General features: G+C 41.8%; 20 protein-coding genes. 1 reads left to right on the top strand and 19 read right to left on the bottom strand.

Annotated elements, in window-relative coordinates:
- Window positions 1-692: 692 nt before the first annotated feature.
- The 9 genes from panD to BLV00_RS09260 are packed head-to-tail and all read right to left on the bottom strand — an operon-like array spanning window position 693 to window position 7655.
- Window positions 693-1082 (bottom strand): aspartate 1-decarboxylase, encoded by a 390-nt coding sequence (panD, locus tag BLV00_RS09300; RefSeq protein WP_093044705.1) that lies wholly within the window; start codon window positions 1080-1082, stop codon window positions 693-695.
- A 19-nt stretch (window positions 1083-1101) separates the two neighbouring features.
- Window positions 1102-1968, bottom strand: a complete 867-nt coding sequence (gene panC, locus BLV00_RS09295; RefSeq protein ID WP_093044704.1) for a pantoate--beta-alanine ligase — start codon at window positions 1966-1968, stop codon at window positions 1102-1104.
- On the bottom strand, window positions 1965-2801 hold the full coding sequence (gene panB / locus BLV00_RS09290) for a 3-methyl-2-oxobutanoate hydroxymethyltransferase (RefSeq protein WP_093044703.1): 837 nt from the start codon (window positions 2799-2801) through the stop codon (window positions 1965-1967). Before panB ends, panC begins: the two co-directional genes overlap by 4 nt.
- Complete coding sequence (locus BLV00_RS09285; RefSeq protein WP_342722394.1) at window positions 2788-3801, bottom strand: biotin--[acetyl-CoA-carboxylase] ligase; 1014 nt, start codon at window positions 3799-3801, stop codon at window positions 2788-2790. Before BLV00_RS09285 ends, panB begins: the two co-directional genes overlap by 14 nt.
- On the bottom strand, window positions 3765-4988 hold the full coding sequence (locus BLV00_RS09280; protein WP_093044701.1) for a CCA tRNA nucleotidyltransferase: 1224 nt from the start codon (window positions 4986-4988) through the stop codon (window positions 3765-3767). The genes BLV00_RS09285 and BLV00_RS09280 overlap by 37 nt, the downstream gene beginning before the upstream one ends.
- Entirely contained in the window at window positions 4985-6109 is a 1125-nt protein-coding gene (bshA, locus tag BLV00_RS09275) for an N-acetyl-alpha-D-glucosaminyl L-malate synthase BshA (RefSeq protein ID WP_093044700.1), read from the bottom strand. The genes BLV00_RS09280 and bshA overlap by 4 nt, the downstream gene beginning before the upstream one ends.
- A 4-nt stretch (window positions 6110-6113) precedes the next feature.
- Entirely contained in the window at window positions 6114-6527 is a 414-nt protein-coding gene (locus BLV00_RS09270; RefSeq protein ID WP_093044699.1) for a methylglyoxal synthase, read from the bottom strand.
- Window positions 6528-6538: 11 nt separating this feature from the next.
- Window positions 6539-7339: a 4-hydroxy-tetrahydrodipicolinate reductase gene (gene dapB, locus BLV00_RS09265; RefSeq protein WP_093044698.1), complete on the bottom strand. Its 801-nt coding sequence runs from the start codon at window positions 7337-7339 to the stop codon at window positions 6539-6541.
- Window positions 7326-7655, bottom strand: coding sequence for a nucleotide pyrophosphohydrolase (locus BLV00_RS09260; protein ID WP_425441668.1), 330 nt, complete (start codon window positions 7653-7655; stop codon window positions 7326-7328). Before BLV00_RS09260 ends, dapB begins: the two co-directional genes overlap by 14 nt.
- A 154-nt stretch (window positions 7656-7809) precedes the next feature.
- Between BLV00_RS09260 and BLV00_RS09255 the strand changes: the two genes are divergently transcribed.
- The gene (locus tag BLV00_RS09255; RefSeq protein WP_425441667.1) at window positions 7810-8715 is read left to right on the top strand and encodes a YitT family protein; all 906 of its coding nucleotides are present in this window, start codon (window positions 7810-7812) and stop codon (window positions 8713-8715) included.
- A gap of 50 nt (window positions 8716-8765) precedes the next feature.
- On the opposite strand, the gene BLV00_RS09250 is transcribed toward BLV00_RS09255, so the two are convergent.
- The 10 genes from BLV00_RS09250 to BLV00_RS09205 form a co-directional block, all read right to left on the bottom strand.
- The gene (locus tag BLV00_RS09250; RefSeq protein ID WP_093044696.1) at window positions 8766-9449 is read right to left on the bottom strand and encodes a zinc metallopeptidase; all 684 of its coding nucleotides are present in this window, start codon (window positions 9447-9449) and stop codon (window positions 8766-8768) included.
- A gap of 65 nt (window positions 9450-9514) precedes the next feature.
- Window positions 9515-10261, bottom strand: coding sequence for a sporulation protein YpjB (locus tag BLV00_RS09245; RefSeq protein WP_176791435.1), 747 nt, complete (start codon window positions 10259-10261; stop codon window positions 9515-9517).
- Window positions 10262-10323: 62 nt separating this feature from the next.
- Window positions 10324-10950: a lipoprotein heptaprenylglyceryl N-acetyltransferase LhaT gene (gene lhaT, locus BLV00_RS09240; protein WP_093044694.1), complete on the bottom strand. Its 627-nt coding sequence runs from the start codon at window positions 10948-10950 to the stop codon at window positions 10324-10326.
- A gap of 50 nt (window positions 10951-11000) precedes the next feature.
- Window positions 11001-11816, bottom strand: a complete 816-nt coding sequence (locus tag BLV00_RS09235; protein WP_093044693.1) for a menaquinol-cytochrome c reductase cytochrome b/c subunit — start codon at window positions 11814-11816, stop codon at window positions 11001-11003.
- Between the two features lie 32 nt (window positions 11817-11848).
- Window positions 11849-12523: a menaquinol-cytochrome c reductase cytochrome b subunit gene (gene qcrB / locus BLV00_RS09230; RefSeq protein ID WP_093044692.1), complete on the bottom strand. Its 675-nt coding sequence runs from the start codon at window positions 12521-12523 to the stop codon at window positions 11849-11851.
- Between the two features lie 2 nt (window positions 12524-12525).
- A complete protein-coding gene (locus tag BLV00_RS09225; protein ID WP_093044691.1) occupies window positions 12526-13035 on the bottom strand; it encodes a QcrA and Rieske domain-containing protein in 510 nt (169 codons plus the stop codon).
- A gap of 131 nt (window positions 13036-13166) precedes the next feature.
- On the bottom strand, window positions 13167-13622 hold the full coding sequence (locus BLV00_RS09220; protein WP_093044690.1) for a DUF2487 family protein: 456 nt from the start codon (window positions 13620-13622) through the stop codon (window positions 13167-13169).
- An 84-nt stretch (window positions 13623-13706) separates the two neighbouring features.
- Complete coding sequence (locus BLV00_RS09215) at window positions 13707-14273, bottom strand: ReoY family proteolytic degradation factor (protein WP_093044689.1); 567 nt, start codon at window positions 14271-14273, stop codon at window positions 13707-13709.
- 21 nt (window positions 14274-14294) lie between these two features.
- Complete coding sequence (locus BLV00_RS09210) at window positions 14295-15563, bottom strand: tetratricopeptide repeat protein (RefSeq protein ID WP_093044688.1); 1269 nt, start codon at window positions 15561-15563, stop codon at window positions 14295-14297.
- Between the two features lie 18 nt (window positions 15564-15581).
- Window positions 15582-16457 carry a hypothetical protein gene (locus BLV00_RS09205; RefSeq protein ID WP_093044687.1) on the bottom strand — a complete coding sequence of 292 codons (876 nt, stop codon included), beginning with the start codon at window positions 16455-16457 and terminating at the stop codon, window positions 15582-15584.
- Between the last annotated feature and the right edge of the window lie 28 nt (window positions 16458-16485).

Below are 16485 nucleotides of genomic sequence, written 5' to 3'. Positions count from 1 at the left end.
TAGATATTTCTATTATTCGTAAGCCCCATACTTATGAAAGCGGTGCTCTCTTTCTTTTTAAAAAATTACCGACTCCACTACCTTGGAATCATATACGGTCAGGGGCCCATTCGCTTTCCATGGGCCTTTATGTAAATAAGATTTCGAAACGTTTTTTATAAATACTCTGTAAACATATGAGGCTTATTCAGATATTTGGCCGTATTGGAACACTTGATTCCGCGAAATGTGTTTGGGAGAGATTAGGGGCGTGGGGGAACGACTCGCTTTCCACGGGAGTCCGCTGAGCCTTCTCGAGCTGACGCTCTGCGGAGTCTCATCTGGAACTCTTTTCCCGTAGGAGTCTCCCCGTTCCCCCACGCTCCTTGCAACATGAACCTTTTTGAAGCGATTAAGCCTAAAGATTAGTTGAAATAACGTCCTAATCGACCATACAGAGACTTCTTGGAATTGTTCCCTGTATAATTTGAGTCATGGTTTCCAAGAACCCATATTCTCAAAGTAAAAGTAACGAAACCAATGTTCAACAAACGAAAGCTTAAATGGAAAGTCAACACTGGGATTTAACAGAGTCTTTAGAAAGGAAAAGTCGAAAAAATACCCTGCTTTGGAATACTGCAATAATAAAGGATTCCGCTTGGTTGTAAGCGAGAATCCCCTGTGTAACGCTATTTGGAACAACCTGTCCTATACTAATTAGTGACTGCTGTCAACGGTGGTTCTTCTTCAATAACCTGTTTCACTTGATTATCTTCATCCATCAAGGCGATTTTTGGTTTGAAATCAGCTAACTCTTCCTGTGAAAGCATAGCATACGATACAATAATGATGACATCCTCCGGCTGTACCAAACGAGCCGCTGCCCCATTCAGACAAACAACACCGCTGCCCCGCTCACCAGCAATTACATAAGTTTCGAGACGAGCGCCATTATTGTTATTGACTATTTGAACTTTCTCATGGGGAAGGATTCCTACTTCCTCGATAATATCTTGATCAATCGTAATGCTCCCTACGTAATTCAAGTTTGCTTCCGTTACGCGGGCGCGATGGATTTTTGCTTTCATCATAGTCAGGTACATGGTGTCTCCTCCTATTATGTCATCCTATGGTTAATTCACCCTTGCTGTCAAAAACCAAATTATCAATTAACCTGGCTTTTTCAAACTTCACAGCAGTGGCTAGAATCATTTTCCCTGCTGGTCTGTCAACAGGTTCTAAACTGGGATAAGATAACAATTCAATATATTCTATTTTACCATGAGTATTGTTTTCAATAAATGTATTTACAGCAGTCTTTACGGTTTGAAAGTCTTTTTCACCATTTTTAATCATTTTTCGACCGTTTTGTAACGCCTTCTGGATAGCAGGAGCTTCCTCCCGTTCTTGCGGACTCAAATTAACATTCCTGCTGCTTTTTGCTAAACCATCCTTCTCTCTCACCGTTGGTACGGGAACGATCTCCACAGGAAAATTCAAATCATCAACCAACGCTTTCACTACAGCTACTTGTTGAGCATCTTTCATTCCAAAATAAGCTGCTGATGGCTGACATAAGTGAAATAACTTCGCTAACACCGTGACCACCCCATCAAAATGACCAGGACGGCTTTTTCCGCAGAGTACATTCGTCCTTTTGGTCACTGATAATTTGATTGCTGGTTCCGATGGATACATGCTCTTTACTGTAGGAAAAAATATAATATCTACACCAAGCCTTCGTGCTACTTCCCTGTCATGCTTCTCATCTCTTGGATAATGATCCAGGTCTTCTCCTTCGCCAAATTGCAGCGGATTGACAAAGATGCTTAATACGACAATTTCGTTTTGCTTTTCAGCCTGCCTGATAAGCTGTTCATGACCTTCATGTAAAAAGCCCATGGTAGGTACAAATCCAATCTTTTTACCCTGGTCACGATATTTGCTCGTTTCTTTCTGTAATTCCGCAGGCGATTCGATGATTTTCATGATTCATCACCTTTAATATCCGGTAGACTTGAAGGGTCCATAGTAAACGTATGGGACTCCTTAGGGAAATCCCCGGTTTTAACTTCTTTTATATATCTTTCAATCCCACCAGTAAAAGTCCGATTAGCATCCTCGTAGGTTCGGACAAATTTCGGCAGTCGGTTCACGCCGTAGTTCATAATATCATGATAAACTAACACCTGGCCATCACAGGAAGCTCCGGCGCCAATTCCGATCGTAGGGATGGTAAGTTGTTCTGTGACTAAAGCAGCCAGTTCCTTTGGCACACATTCCAGCACCAGCGCTATTGCTCCGCTTCTTTCAACCGCTAATGCGTCCTGTAATAATTGTTCTGCTGCTTCCTTTTGTTTGCCCTGGACTTTATAGCCACCTAATACGTTAACCGATTGTGGAGTCAGTCCGAGATGTCCGACTATTGGAATACCGCCTTCTGTCATTCGCTCAATCGTTGGAAGTATGCCGCCTGCTCCCTCTAGCTTCAATGCCTGTGCTTGGGTTTCCTGATAAATTCTCATCGCATTCTTCAGAGAATCTTCCAGAGATATATGATAAGACATGAAAGGCATATCCACAACAACATAAGTACCCTGCGCTCCGCGCACCACAGCTTTCCCATGGTGAATCATATCATCCACCGTAACTGGGATAGTAGAATCATATCCCAAAACGACCATGCCTAAAGAATCACCTACTAAAATCATTTCAACTCCCGCTTGTTCCGCAATCTTGGCTGATGGGTAATCATAGGCTGTCACCATCGCAATTTTTTCATTATTCTTCTTCATGTCCAGCATACGTTTACGGGTTAGCATTGTAACCACCCTCTCCCCAGTGAATTTCGGCAGAATAAAGCTTTTCCTGAATCCCTTCTTCTGTGCGAGTCAATAATGCGCCATCAGCCTCGATGCCAACTAGTGTCGCCTGCCATGCCTTACGCATCGTAGAGATCGTAACTTCCTGGCCTAGCCTATATCCATACTTTTCCCACTTGTTTTTAACGGGGAGGAAACCTTCTTGAATAAACTGTTCATATGTATTTTCGAAGGTCTCCAATATCAGCTGGATCAACCAGTTAATTTCCCAGGTTTTTCCGGATTCCTGCCGCAGGGAAGTAGCTTTGTGCCTGATATCTTCCGGCAGGCTGGATTGATCTTGATTGACATTGATGCCTATTCCTAACACGATATATTGGATTTGATCCTGTTCCGCCTGCATTTCTGTCAATATTCCTGCAATTTTCTTATGATTAATCAATATGTCATTCGGCCATTTGATTTGTGGAGATAAATCAGATATTGACGAAATCGCCTCTGCCAATACCACAGCGGCAAGCAAAGTGATTTGGGGGGCTTGGACAGGGGGAAGCTCGGGCTTCAGCAATAAGCTAAACCAAATGCCTTCATTTCTTTTTGAGTGCCAGGCTCGGGACATACGCCCTTTTCCTTTCACTTGCTCATCTGCTACTACGACAGTCCCATGCCCGTAACCTTCTTTTGCTAATTGATGAGCAATATCCTGAGTAGATGAAACCTGCTCATAGTGAAAGATATCTCTGCCGACCCGGCTGGTATTCAGCCCCCATTGCAAAGTATTTTTCGTAACCTTATCAGGATAAGCTACTATCCGGTAGCCTTTTCGGGGAGCAGCTTCTATTTCATAACCGTCCTTTCCTAATTCCTTCATATGTTTCCAAACAGCGGTTCTGGATACGTTCAGCTGATTGGAAAGCTCTTGTCCTGAAAGATAAGAGTCCCTGTTGCTCTCTAAAATTTTTATCAGTCTCTGCCGGGTGGATTCCATTTGATCACCCACTCCTTTATTTCATTATAATCATTCTTGAGCTCTCTGGATACTACCTTCTCTTCAATGGTGCCGAGTAACTTTCCTATCCATGGCCCTCTTGGCTTGTTTGGAAATATGTCAAAAAGGTCTTTTGCCTGAAAAGCAAGCTCACTCCGATTATGGGCTGCCAGTTTTTCCCTTTTCATTTTTACATCCTCACATAACTTGGCAGAATCCCGCGAATAAAGGACCCCCGTCACTCTTGAAAACGGTTTGGTTAGTTTTTCAGGTAGCTGGTACACTAGCCAATCATCCAATCCGTTATCCTGGTAATACTGAATTGCATTATGAATTGCTCTGGCATCGTTCTTAACTTGCTTCGATAGCTTCCACTGCCGGGTCCAATCATCTACAGAGAGCTCAGGAGAACAGTGGACAAAGAAACTGATGATTTCCGCAAAGTCAGCAAAAGGATAGGGAATTCTTTTCGCATCATTAGACAAGTCAGGGTAATGGCGGAAGATTGGAAAATACTGAAACAAACTGGCATCCTCGCAAATTTCGATCGCCTGGACAAGTTGATTGCCTTGAAACATTTTTTCAAATTCGATAGCTATCCGTTCTACAGCAATTTTTTCAAGCAGTGGGCCTTGTTTTTGAACCGCTGCTCTTGTCTCTTCCTCGATTGAATATCCTAATTGACTGACAAACCGGACAGCCCGCATGATGCGCAATGGATCTTCTTCAAAGCGTTCATAAGGATTTCCGACGGCTTGTATCTTTTTGCCTTGGATAGCTTGCTGGCCATGAAAAGGATCGATCAAATCCCCATTCTTATCTAAAGCAATCGCATTGATGGTAAAATCTCTCCTGGCCAGATCCTTTTTTATATCCGTAACAAATTCCACCTTATCCGGATGACGGTAGTCCTGATATTCTGACTCGGATCGAAATGTTGTAATCTCATATGATTCACCATCGTAGCGTACAATTACGGTCCCATGTTCCATTCCTACAGGGATTACCTTATCAAAGATATTCATAATTTCGACTGGAGTAGCAGAGCTTGCCAAGTCGACATCGCCGATTTCCCTGCCAATCAAGGCGTCGCGGACGGAACCCCCTACAAAAAAAGCCTGAAAGCCATGACTCTCAATCCTCTTAATGACTGACAAAGCTTTTTGAAAAGCCGGAATATGTTTTATGTTCAGATTCATGATTCCAACACCTTATCATAAAGAGCTTCATATTTTTTTAATATTCGTTGAGAATGAAATTCTTCCTTTACTCTTTCTTCACTTTTCCTTGAAAATCTTTCCCACAAGGCTTGATCCGTCAAAATCTCAATACTCTTTTCACTGATATCCTCCACATCACCAACTTCAGATATATAGCCGGTTTCACCATGTAAAATTACCTCAGGTATACCTCCAGCTTCTGTACCTATACACGGGACCCCACATGCCATCGCTTCAAGCAGCACCAGCCCAAAGCTCTCTTTCTCAGAAAGCAAAAGCTTCAGATCCGAAATAGACAACAACTCTGATACGTTTTCCTGTTTTCCTAAAAACAGTACATGATCTTGAAGGTTCAGATCCTTTACTAATTGATACGTGGTGGAAAATTCAGGTCCATCCCCGACGAGCATCAATTTAGCCGGTACTTCTTTCACAATTTTGCTGAAAGCATAAACGACATCCTGTACCCTTTTCACCTTACGGAAGTTGGAGATATGAATAATGACTTTCTCTTCATCCGCTATATGATATTGTTTTTTCAAATCTTGATCCGAGTGGCGGTAATACTCCCGTTCGTCTACAAAATTGTAGAGAACATCCATTTCCCTTTCAACGGAGAGCATCTCTTTGGTTTGCTCAGCGAGACTGCGGGAGACAGCAGTAACCCGATCTGATTGCTCAATACCGAATTTGATAATATTTTTCATACTAGGATCAATTCCGAGTACCGTTATATCTGTTCCGTGCAAAGTAGTGATGATTTTTACATCATGTTCAACCATTTGCTTAGCAAGGATGGCGCATATGGCATGGGGCATCGCATAATGGACATGAAGAATATCCAGCTTTTCTCTATTGATGACTTCTGCCATTTTATTTGCAAGTGCTAAATCATAAGGAGGATGGCTGAAAACCGGATAATTGGTCACCTCTACCTCATGATAGAATATATTCGAATAAATGCGGTTAAGCCGGAAAGGTACCTGGGAGGTTATGAAATGAATTTCATGTCCTTCTTCAGCTAAAAGTTTACCAAGTTCAGTAGCGATTACCCCGGACCCTCCCACGGTGGGATAACAAGTAATGCCTATTTTCTTCACACAATCACCCTTGCTTTTTTCTATCTTTTATAATTTCACGCCATTCAAGATCTCCCCGATCCAAAGCCCTGATTATAATCTCAGCTCCGGCCATATTCGTTGCCAGCGGAATCATATGTACATCACACAGGCGTAATAGAGCACTAATATCTGGTTCATGTGGCTGGGCTGTCAATGGATCTCGGAAGAAAATGATGATATCCATTTCATTTTCTGCTATTTTAGCTCCGATTTGCTGGTCGCCTCCCAACGGTCCCGATTGGAAGCGGACAACCTTTAAGGAAGTCGCTTCTGCAATCCGTTTACCCGTCGTTCCAGTTGCAAATAACGTATGTTTTTTTAAGATTTGCTCATAAGCGAACACGAACTGGAGCATCTCCGGCTTCTTTTCATCATGTGCAATCAAGGCTATATTCATTAGTCTCTCCCCTAATCCAATAAATTTTCCAAACCATACGCCAGGATGTCCATTTCCATGACACGCTCCACAGATAGTTTGACTCCTGTCATGAAGGAATCCCGGTTAATAGAATCATGTTTGATTGTCAATGTCTCACCTGAACCTCCAAACATGACCTCCTGATGTGCTACTAAGCCAGGAAGACGGACACTATGAATTTTCAACCCTTCACTATCAGCTCCCCGTGCGCCTTTCATCGTCTCTTTTTCATCCGGGTGCCCTTGATGTTTCGCTTCTCTTTCTTCCTGAATCAACTCAGCAGTTTTAACCGCGGTACCAGATGGAGCATCCAGCTTTTGATCATGATGTCGTTCAATGATTTCTACATCTGGAAAATGCTTTGCTGCCCATTTAGAGAATTGCATCATCAACACAGCTCCAATAGCAAAGTTCGGGGCAATTACTGCTCCAATTCTCTTATTTTCAGCCATCTCCGTCAATTCGTTTAATTGTTCTTTAGTAAAACCTGTAGTACCTACAACAGGCCTTACGCCATTTTCTAACGCCAGCTTCGTATGTTTATATCCGAATTCAGGAGTTGTCAGGTCGATGAGTACATCTGCTTCTACTTCATTTAAGCATACCTCAGGATCTTCATAGATTTTTGCTTCAAAGTCAGGCAGCCCATCCAAGTCTTTCACAATCTGGCCATCGAATTTACGGTCTATACACCCAACTAATTGCAAGTTATCTGATTGTTGGATCATACGCAAAGCTGCGGAGCCCATTTTCCCTCTTGGTCCTGCTACGATTACCTTAATTGGTTTCATCCTGATTGCTCCTTTCTGTTACTCTTGTCCATCTGTTTTTATCTCGCGTTTCAATTTTGCTCATTGAGCGATCGAAGGCTTCCGAAAGGTCGATATCCAACGAATTTGCAAAGCTTGTAAGGACGAATACTACATCTCCAAATTCCTCTTCCAGCGACTTTTCTTCTTCCGAACTTTTTTTAGGCTTCTCACCATAAAAATGATTGACTTCCCTGGCAAGCTCTCCAACTTCTTCCGACATCCTTGCCATCATGCTTAAAGGAGAAAAGTATCCTTCTTTGAACTGGGATATGTATCGATCGACGCGTTCTTGCATTTGTTTAGTCGTTAATGTATCACTCAAAACTCCTACCTCCCCTTTTATCATCTATCTCTCTAAATGTTAGCCAAAACTGGAGCCTTTGACAAATCATTTAATCGAACCTTCCCGGTTATTGTCGCTTTCCTGTTATTTGATTATAATGAAAGACATGCATATGAATTCAGGAAAGGAGGAAATCCCATTGATTTTCAGCTTAAAATATAAAAATATTTTCTTCATTCTGCTCGGTTCTGCTATCTTCTCCTTCGGTCTTGTCCATTTTAATATTCAAAACAACCTAGGGGAAGGTGGCTTTACGGGGATTACGCTTTTATTACTTTTCCTATTCAACTGGGACCCAGGATTGATGAATATCCTTTTAAATGTACCTGTATTGATTATTGGATGGAGAATTTTGGGCAGAAATACTTTCTTTTATTCTCTTATTGGAATTTTCGCTGTCTCCATTTTCATTTGGCTCTTTCAAATCTATACCATTCAAATCAACCTGCTAAATGATATGACATTAGCTGCCCTGTTTGCCGGTGTTTTTGTCGGTGTAGGTTTAGGGATTATTTTTAAGTTTGGGGGAACAACAGGAGGCGTAGATATCCTGGCCCGGCTGATCCATAAATATTGGGGTTGGTCGATGGGAAGAGCCATGTTTGTTTTTGACTCCGCTGTCATCTTTACTTCTATCATCACCTATTTGAATATGATTCAAGGAATGTATACCTTAGTTGCTGTCTACATAGCTGCCCGAGTCATCGACCTGATTCAGGAAGGTGCCTATGCGGCAAGAGGAGCTACTATCATTTCTTCTAAAAGTGAATCGATAGCAGAGAGAATCCTGAAAGAAATGGACCGTGGAGTGACTGTACTTGAAGGTCGTGGTTCGTTTACAGGAGAACGGCGGGATGTTTTATATTGCGTTGTTGGTAAAAATGAAATCGTCCGCTTAAAAAATGTAATCGATTCAATCGACCCACACGCATTCGTTGCAGTTACTTCAGTTCATGACGTGCTTGGGGAAGGATTCACTTTAGATGAAAACAAAAAACCGATAGAATACTAAAACCCGGTTCCAATACCCTTGGAACCGGGTTTAGTACTTCAATAGTTAAATCAGTCTTCATTCATAGCGAAAAACATCAGAAGGAAACGAATTAATTCTGCTAAAGCAACTAATGCTGCTGCCACATAAGTCAAGGCAGCTGCGTTCAAAACCTTCTTGGTAGGGCGTTCTTCATTATTTGTGATAACCCCTGTTGAAACCATCTGCGCCATGGCTCTGTTGGAAGCATCGAATTCAACTGGAAGCGTGATCAGCTGGAACAATACAGCTGCCGCAAAGAATACAATTCCTAATAACAACAGACCGCTCATATTTATTAAAATTCCACCAATAATCAAGAAGATGGATATATTTGAGCCGAAGCTTGCCACAGGCACCAACGCTGAACGCAACCGTAAAAAGGCATAGTCCTGAGCATCCTGTATGGCATGTCCAACCTCATGTGCTGCAACTGCCGAGGCAGCCATCGAATGGCCATGATAGTTATCAGAGGATAGACGAACCACTTTCTTACGTGGATCATAATGATCGGATAACATGCCCCTGGTCTCTTCGATTGTTACATCATAAAGTCCATTATCATCTAAAATCTTCCTGGCTACTTGTGCGCCTGTCATATAGGATGAAGTAGCAACTTTGGAATATTTTTTATACGTACTTTTCACTCGTGATTGTGCCCAAAGCGGAATTATCATCAAAAGGGCGACATAAATCAAATAGGATCCTAAACCCATTTCCATTCCTCCATCAAAGTTGTAATGTTTCTATAGGTTAATATTAGTCAATTGTCAGAAAAAGGTCAACTGTTTGGTTTTCTTTTATGAAGACGTGATGTTTTTTCTTTCTTCTCTGCTTGATACTTTCGAAAACCAACATAGGAAAGTGTCAGGATGATACAGCCACCAACGATAATTATAGTCCAAAGAAGAGCGTCCAGGCGAATTCCACCCTCATCCTGACTTGCCTGCATCATTTCTATAGAAAGGCTTAAGATACGTGCGATTTCTTCGGGATTTTCTGCTTGTGTCAAGAGCTTATAATGATGATTGAATTGTTGGAAAAAACCATCCTCGTATGTCAGTGCTGCTGCCGGCAGCACACTGTCCCAAAATTGCCTGATTTCAGACAGAGCCACCGGTGAATCCGGTTCGATACTGTTATGATAACGTTCGATCCTTTTTACCAACTCGTCCTTTTCCTTATTGAAGAAACGAGGATCAGGATGCACCAGTGCATCAAGCCATAAAACCAATTCCAGATGGCCATATAGTACCGAATCTATGTCAGCCTGACTTCCCAGGGCACTCTTTTTCATCTCATTGTATTGATCCATGCGATCTGGATGATTTTCCTTCATATAGTTTTCCAATCTTTCCTCATTATAGCGAAGTAAATTATGGGAAAGAGTCAAATCGCCCTTGTTGACCGCTTCATAATACTCGTCCAAAAATTCAGGAATGGTATTAGGGGCGGCAGCCTGCACTGGCGTAAAAAGAATACATGACAAAATGAATAACAGACCTACGGTCGACGACTTACGTAACATGATGCCCACCTCTTCTCTAGGTTCTCTAACCATTTTATGAGAAGGAGGACAAGATTAGACCTTCAATAATCGTAGCTTTTCTTTAACCTTGGGCGGACGGCTAGTACGTATGCTAAGCCAATACTGACAATACTCAGCCAGAAAGTGAAATATCCAATTGGATTGAGATAGTCCATCAAAGGTCCATATATAGGCATTTGCTCAAAAACATAATCAATGACATCATTATGTAGCGTCCATACTCCAGCTACAGCCAAATGCCTTAATTTCATCTGATAAAAGGGTGCGTATAGCAACCCTTGAAGGGCCATCGCTCCATGGGAAATTATAAGCATATACCCTGTCCAATGCAGAGAACCTTCTACCATTAAAGTAAGGATATTCATTACCACTGCCCATATCCCATATTTGAATAAGGTAACCATCGCGAGGCTTCCGACATACGGTGCTTTTTTCCCGAAAAACGTCAGTAATAAAAAAATAGTGAAAAACAGACTTGCGGTAGGACTATCCGGAACAAATATCAAATAGATCGGCTCTGTCTGTTCCAGTTGAAATCCATACCATATGTAACCATAAACAGAGCCGGCTAAATTAATTAAAAACAGCAACCATATAAAGGTTCGATTGGTTAATATGTTGTAAAACAAAGACGCCACCTCAGTCCTGATGGAAAAAATAATGTCCATGATATAAGATAAGCCGCGCTAACACATAGCGCGGCTTGTTTCTGTTTCTTTTAATGACCCGATCCACCTTCACTCTCGCCTTCTCCAGAGCCTTCTCCTTCGCCGGCATTAGCAATGAATTGAGCCAGTTGCTCTAATTCTTCATCAGAGCCATTGAACATACCAGCAGGCATATTGCCGATACCTTCCTGAGCAATCTTTTTTATCTCTTCTACAGATTTTTCCGTTTTGAGTAGAGATGGGTTACTTCCCTGTCCTTGTAATGCATCCCCGTGACAGCTCAAACAGTTCTGTTCATAGACAGCATAACCTGGATCTTCGGTATTAATTTCAGGGCCTTCTCCCTCTTCTTTAACGCCGTATTGTTCTGAACGTTGCTCATAATCGACGTGAGAGACAGACTCATAAGTAAGCCAGAATGTTGCAATAAAGCCTAGCAGCATCAGCCCAGTCGCAATCGGGCGTTTAGTCGGATGGCGGTCCGGCCCTTTGTCTAAGAACGGAGCCAGCAGTAATGCACCAAATGCCAGGCCAGGCATAACAATCGCACCAAGCACGATATAGTTACCACCTGCAAATTCATATTTCAAAAATTGATATAAGAATAAGAAATACCAGTCCGGCAACGGAATATAAGAAGCATTCGTCGGATCAGCCTGCTGTTCCAATGGTGATGGATGTGCAGCTGTTACAATAAGAAATCCGATTAAGAAAACTGCCCCAACTAACCATTCCTTTAAAAGGAAGTTAGGCCAAAAGGCTTCCGTACGGCCCGGATATTCAGAATAGTCTTTAGGTATGTTCGGTTTACGTTCCGCCGGAATACGAGAATCTCCGACGAACTTCATGCCTTTACCCCTATGCACAGCGTTCCCTCCTTTTCACAAAAGCTGTCATCTTATAGTGGTCCAGAAATACCTTGTTTACGGATCATGATAAAGTGAGCCCCCATCAAACCGAATAATGCGGCAGGTAGGAAAAACACGTGAATAGCGAAGAAACGCGTCAATGTCTGCGCTCCGACTATACTCGGATCACCTGCTAGCAGCGTACGGATCTGATCCCCAATGAATGGTGTGGCTGCAGCAATTTCTAAACCAACTTGTGTAGCGAAATAAGCTTTGTTGTCCCAAGGCAGCAGGTAACCTGTGAAACCTAGTCCCAGCATGACGAAGAATAACAATACTCCGACAATCCAGTTCAATTCACGAGGCTTCTTATAGGCTCCCTGGAAAAATACACGTAAGGTATGTAGGAACAACATTACGATTACTAAACTGGCGCCCCAATGGTGCATCCCACGGACAATTTGGCCGTGTGCCACTTCTTTTTGCAAATAGTAGACTGATTCCCATGCATTTTCAATGTCAGGGACATAATACATCGTCAAAAACATACCGGATAATACTTGGATGACTGTAACAAAAAATGTCAAACCGCCAAAACAATAAACAAATGCAGAGAAATGATGGGCGGGATTGACATGTTCAGGAACTTCATGGTCGGCGATATCACGCCATAAAGGGGTGATGTCCATCCTTTCGTCGACCCAATCATAAATCTTCTGTAACATGATTAAACCCCACTTCCTCTTGATTTGGCTTGGCCAAGATAAAGCATGCCTTCTTCCACTTTATGCTCATACAAAGGTAATGGAGCAGTCGGTGGAGTATTGGGGATGTTCACCCCGTTTTTCTTGTAACGGCCGCCGTGGCATGGACAATAGAATTCGTTTGGATATTCCTCGTTCGAACCCCAGTCCACGGTGCAGCCCAAGTGCGTACAAATGGGAGAAAGGGCTACGATTTCGCCGTTCTCATTTTTGTAAACCCAGGCACTTTTTTCGACTTCTGATTCATACCAACCATCTTTCTGATTGATTTTCCAGGTGAATCGCTTCGGTTCATTAGTAAGTTCGCTTTCTTCCGCAACAGCTTTGAATTTACCCGCAGCTGACGGTTTCAATACTGGATCGATAGCGAAACGAACCATTGGAGCAAGCATTCCTGCTGCCATAAATCCGCCTACTCCAGTCAATGAGTAGTTCAAGAATTGACGTCGGGATACTTGTTTTTTATCGCTCATTTTTTTCCCCCCTCTATGCTGTAATCCATACTTCATGGATATTTTACACACAGTTTACTAGGACATTACCATGATAGCGCAAACTAATAGTCCGGTCAATAAATTATCTTGTAAATGAAAAAAAATTGTAATCACCAATAAGACCTTATCATCTCTGCAATTTGGCTGACTTGTTCTTTGATGAACGATTGCACCTCTGAACTTTGCAGGTTACCGGATTGAAGTCCCGGCAGCCACACCACTTCCGCTTGTAGATCTTTACTTAACTTTCTCCAATTCATATCTAATGTAAATAAGAAAATGTGATTAAATGGTAAATTAGATATTTGCCTGACCCATTGATTGATACGGTCCACTTCTTCCTCGTGGCTGCCTGATATGTAATAATATTCCGGCGCCAGCAGAATACGGCCTTTATACTCCTTTTCTACTTCACTGGCAAATAGTTTTAATAATTCTTTTTGAAAAGCTTGTTTTTTCATGAGCTCGTCCTTTTGTACATCAAAAGGAATCAAAGGAATAATCATCGTGTCAATATATTCTTTGGATTCGGCATATAGAGAAATATCATCTTGATTCCATCGCATTATTAATCACTATCCTTTCCAATATGTCTTATTTTACTAAAAAAGAAGCAAATAAAAAACTGAATCTATAAAAAGATCCAGTTTTTATTTATCTGCTATTTCGGCTAATTCCTGTTTCACTTTTTGCAACAACGTGGATACCCGCTTGAATGTCTGTTTATCGCCATTGTCCAGTGCTTCATCAATATCACGTTCTAACTGCTGTTTCTGATGTTCGAGCAAACTTATATCCAATAGCCTCCCTGCAAGCTTTTTATCTTTGGCTGTCAGGTAGTGATTTAATGGCACATATGGATTTTCTTCTAATACTGCTGCGTATCTGGCAGATTGATTGGCTTGATCAAAGTTCAACTGGATATAGAGTGGGTCTTCCTGGTTAAGTCTGATATCATGGAATGATTTCTCCGCATCCGTCGTCATCACCTTGTCTTTATAGAATCGGAACGGGGGAGCTTTCACGCCTTGAGCGCTGATAAGAATCCCTCTTGGGCAAAACTCGACTTCATCGACAAAATGGGCATGCTGCAGTATCGCTTCATGGTTGATCAAATAATTCAAAATCCAGACACTTTCTCTTTTTTTCAATTGATAATGATTCAAAAACCACCGGACAAAATCTTTTTTATCTTGAACGGATATAGGTGTTTCCATTTACACCCCTCCCACATCGTATTACGTGATATCCTCTTCACGATTCTCCAAACGATGAACGAAATCCTCTATGTCACTGTCAGTAGGTTCAATTGTCAAATACTCCCTGAATACACGCCCGGCTTCTTGCGTCCTCCCTTCTTCGACTAAGAAATAGCCATATTCTTTCAAAAATGCACTATCTTCTTTAAAGGAATTATATGCGACTTCATAATGTTTTATAGCATCAGAATATTGTTCTTCTGTCTCATACGCTTTTGCAAGTTCCCAGTAGTAATTCGGGTCAACTTCGCCAAGGTCCAGCAAATGCTCTAAAAGATCGATGATAGCTTCATAATCTTCATCTTTTTTATAATTCTCAATTAAGAATAAAATCGCTTCCTTATAACCTGGATCTAAACTGACGGCTTCTTTCATGGATTGATAGGCTTCTTCTTTCTTTCCTTGTCTATGGGCAAGCGTGCCAGCTAAGTGATAAAGCTCTTTATTGAATTCATCTTTTGCAAGACCGCTTTGCGTCATCTGATAAGCTTCTTCTATCATCCCTTCACTTTCATACGCCTGAGCAAGCAAAGGGTAAACAGATTGATAATAAGGGTCTCTTTCCACAAGATCCTCCCAGACCTTTATGGCTATATCATTACGGTTCGCCTGAAAAGCGACAAATCCATACCTGAATTTGACATCGGCATTTTCTTCCTCGACTCTTTGAAAATGAGCGAGCGACTGTTCAAAATCACCAGTCGCCGCATAGGCTTCTGCCAGTCTTGCTGCTACTTCGACATCCCCGATGACGGGTTCGCGGTTAAAAGCATTCTCATAGAAAGGGATGCTTTTATTGTATTCCCCATTAGAAAAGGAAAGTTCTCCTAATGCGAAATCAATGACCGCTTCATTTGGAGCCGCTTGTTTAGCTGCCAGCAGCTTTTGTTCAGCTACTTCAAATAACCCTTGCGATTGATATAGATCAGCAAGCTGCATCAATGAGGGCAGGTAATCTTCATCTTCCGGTCCGAATTGATTTAAGAGATCAATCGCTTCCTCATCTTCTTCCAAATCAATATGAATTTCTGACAACATAATCTTCAATTCATTTTCTTTAGGATAACGCTGACTTAATTCCTTGAGAATCATCTTCGCTTCTTCCAACATCCCCCATTGGATATACAACTCTGCGATGGTAAAACGCTCTTCTTCATCTGCTTCAGGCAAATAGGATTGTAAGGTTTTCAATGCTTCATCAGTCCGGTTTGCTTCCATTAGCCGGACAGCTTGGTGTATTTCCTCCATATGGACATCCTTTCTCATCTATACAAAATGCATGGGTATTGAAACTTTTCTGTGCATTCCTGTTATCTTTTCATTTATGATCTGCTGATGTACCTGAACCACTTTCCCATCCTTGATAGTTATATCAGGAACAGACCCATGGTAACTGATTTCCGCTGGATCATCAATCAGTGTGGCTCCATTATGCAAATGCATGTTGAAATCCGCTTGTCCTCCAGGTACCAATTCTCCTTTATAAGGATAAATACCTGCTCTTCGGAGGTTTTGACTGGTTAATGGATGATCCGTTACAGGGTCATTCAAGGTAATCATATCACAATGCTCAACGATTTTATCCCACCCTGTATATATTTTATGATGATTATCCTGCTGTGGAGAAACAAGGGGTGCAATGGGAATCCTGGAGTAACTTTGAGCTTGAGCAAGCCATTCCCACGCCACATCCTCATATTCTTTATCATCTGTACCATCGAACAAAATAAACGGAACCTTTTCCATACCGAAGTATCGTACCATAGCGGGTGTCAACAAGCGAGGCGCAACGACAGGGGTAACCATATAATCCAGAGGCAGTCCAGCAAGCATACTGCAAAAAGATTCATATTTTTCCTTGAATAGATGAGAAGTTTTGATCGGCAGCTGTACAATCAGTAAAGTACAGCCTCGTTTTAGGTAATCAAAGCTGAGCGTCATTTTTTCTGCAGATGGATATAAAGGGGATGCCACATCTACCATGACATATCCTGGAGTAATGTGGAATGCATCAACATTCAACTCCATCGGACGTGATGCAGCAAGGAACTTCCTAACAAAGCGATCGTCTTCTACCAGTACTTCTTTATTCATCCATTCATCTCTATGCCAAGTCCGTTGATAAAAATAGTAAGCTCCCATACTTGTCCACCTCCGACAGGCTTTTTAT

The organism is Thalassobacillus cyri (assembly GCF_900107755.1).
Classification (GTDB): Bacteria; Bacillota; Bacilli; order Bacillales; family Halobacillaceae; genus Thalassobacillus; species Thalassobacillus cyri.
This window is presented reverse-complemented; position numbering and strand designations above follow the sequence as displayed.

What these genes read in the sequence shown, in the direction of transcription:
- qcrB (WP_093044692.1), bottom strand. Translation starts at nt 12,523, where the DNA reads ATGTTACAGAAGATTTATGATTGGGTCGACGAAAGGATGGACATCACC.
- BLV00_RS09280 (WP_093044701.1), bottom strand. Translation starts at nt 4,988, where the DNA reads ATGAATCTGAACATAAAACATATTCCGGCTTTTCAAAAAGCTTTGTCA.
- BLV00_RS09250 (WP_093044696.1), bottom strand. Translation starts at nt 9,449, where the DNA reads ATGGGTTTAGGATCCTATTTGATTTATGTCGCCCTTTTGATGATAATT.
- lhaT (WP_093044694.1), bottom strand. Translation starts at nt 10,950, where the DNA reads ATGGACATTATTTTTTCCATCAGGACTGAGGTGGCGTCTTTGTTTTAC.
- panD (WP_093044705.1), bottom strand. Translation starts at nt 1,082, where the DNA reads ATGTACCTGACTATGATGAAAGCAAAAATCCATCGCGCCCGCGTAACG.
- BLV00_RS09220 (WP_093044690.1), bottom strand. Translation starts at nt 13,622, where the DNA reads ATGCGATGGAATCAAGATGATATTTCTCTATATGCCGAATCCAAAGAA.
- BLV00_RS09210 (WP_093044688.1), bottom strand. Translation starts at nt 15,563, where the DNA reads ATGGAGGAAATACACCAAGCTGTCCGGCTAATGGAAGCAAACCGGACT.
- BLV00_RS09225 (WP_093044691.1), bottom strand. Translation starts at nt 13,035, where the DNA reads ATGAGCGATAAAAAACAAGTATCCCGACGTCAATTCTTGAACTACTCA.
- BLV00_RS09260 (WP_425441668.1), bottom strand. Translation starts at nt 7,655, where the DNA reads ATGCAAGAACGCGTCGATCGATACATATCCCAGTTCAAAGAAGGATAC.
- BLV00_RS09270 (WP_093044699.1), bottom strand. Translation starts at nt 6,527, where the DNA reads ATGAATATAGCCTTGATTGCACATGATGAAAAGAAGCCGGAGATGCTC.
- BLV00_RS09255 (WP_425441667.1), top strand. Translation starts at nt 7,810, where the DNA reads ATGCATATGAATTCAGGAAAGGAGGAAATCCCATTGATTTTCAGCTTA.
- panC (WP_093044704.1), bottom strand. Translation starts at nt 1,968, where the DNA reads ATGAAAATCATCGAATCGCCTGCGGAATTACAGAAAGAAACGAGCAAA.
- panB (WP_093044703.1), bottom strand. Translation starts at nt 2,801, where the DNA reads ATGCTAACCCGTAAACGTATGCTGGACATGAAGAAGAATAATGAAAAA.
- BLV00_RS09245 (WP_176791435.1), bottom strand. Translation starts at nt 10,261, where the DNA reads ATGTTACGTAAGTCGTCGACCGTAGGTCTGTTATTCATTTTGTCATGT.
- dapB (WP_093044698.1), bottom strand. Translation starts at nt 7,339, where the DNA reads ATGAAACCAATTAAGGTAATCGTAGCAGGACCAAGAGGGAAAATGGGC.
- BLV00_RS09215 (WP_093044689.1), bottom strand. Translation starts at nt 14,273, where the DNA reads ATGGAAACACCTATATCCGTTCAAGATAAAAAAGATTTTGTCCGGTGG.
- BLV00_RS09205 (WP_093044687.1), bottom strand. Translation starts at nt 16,457, where the DNA reads ATGGGAGCTTACTATTTTTATCAACGGACTTGGCATAGAGATGAATGG.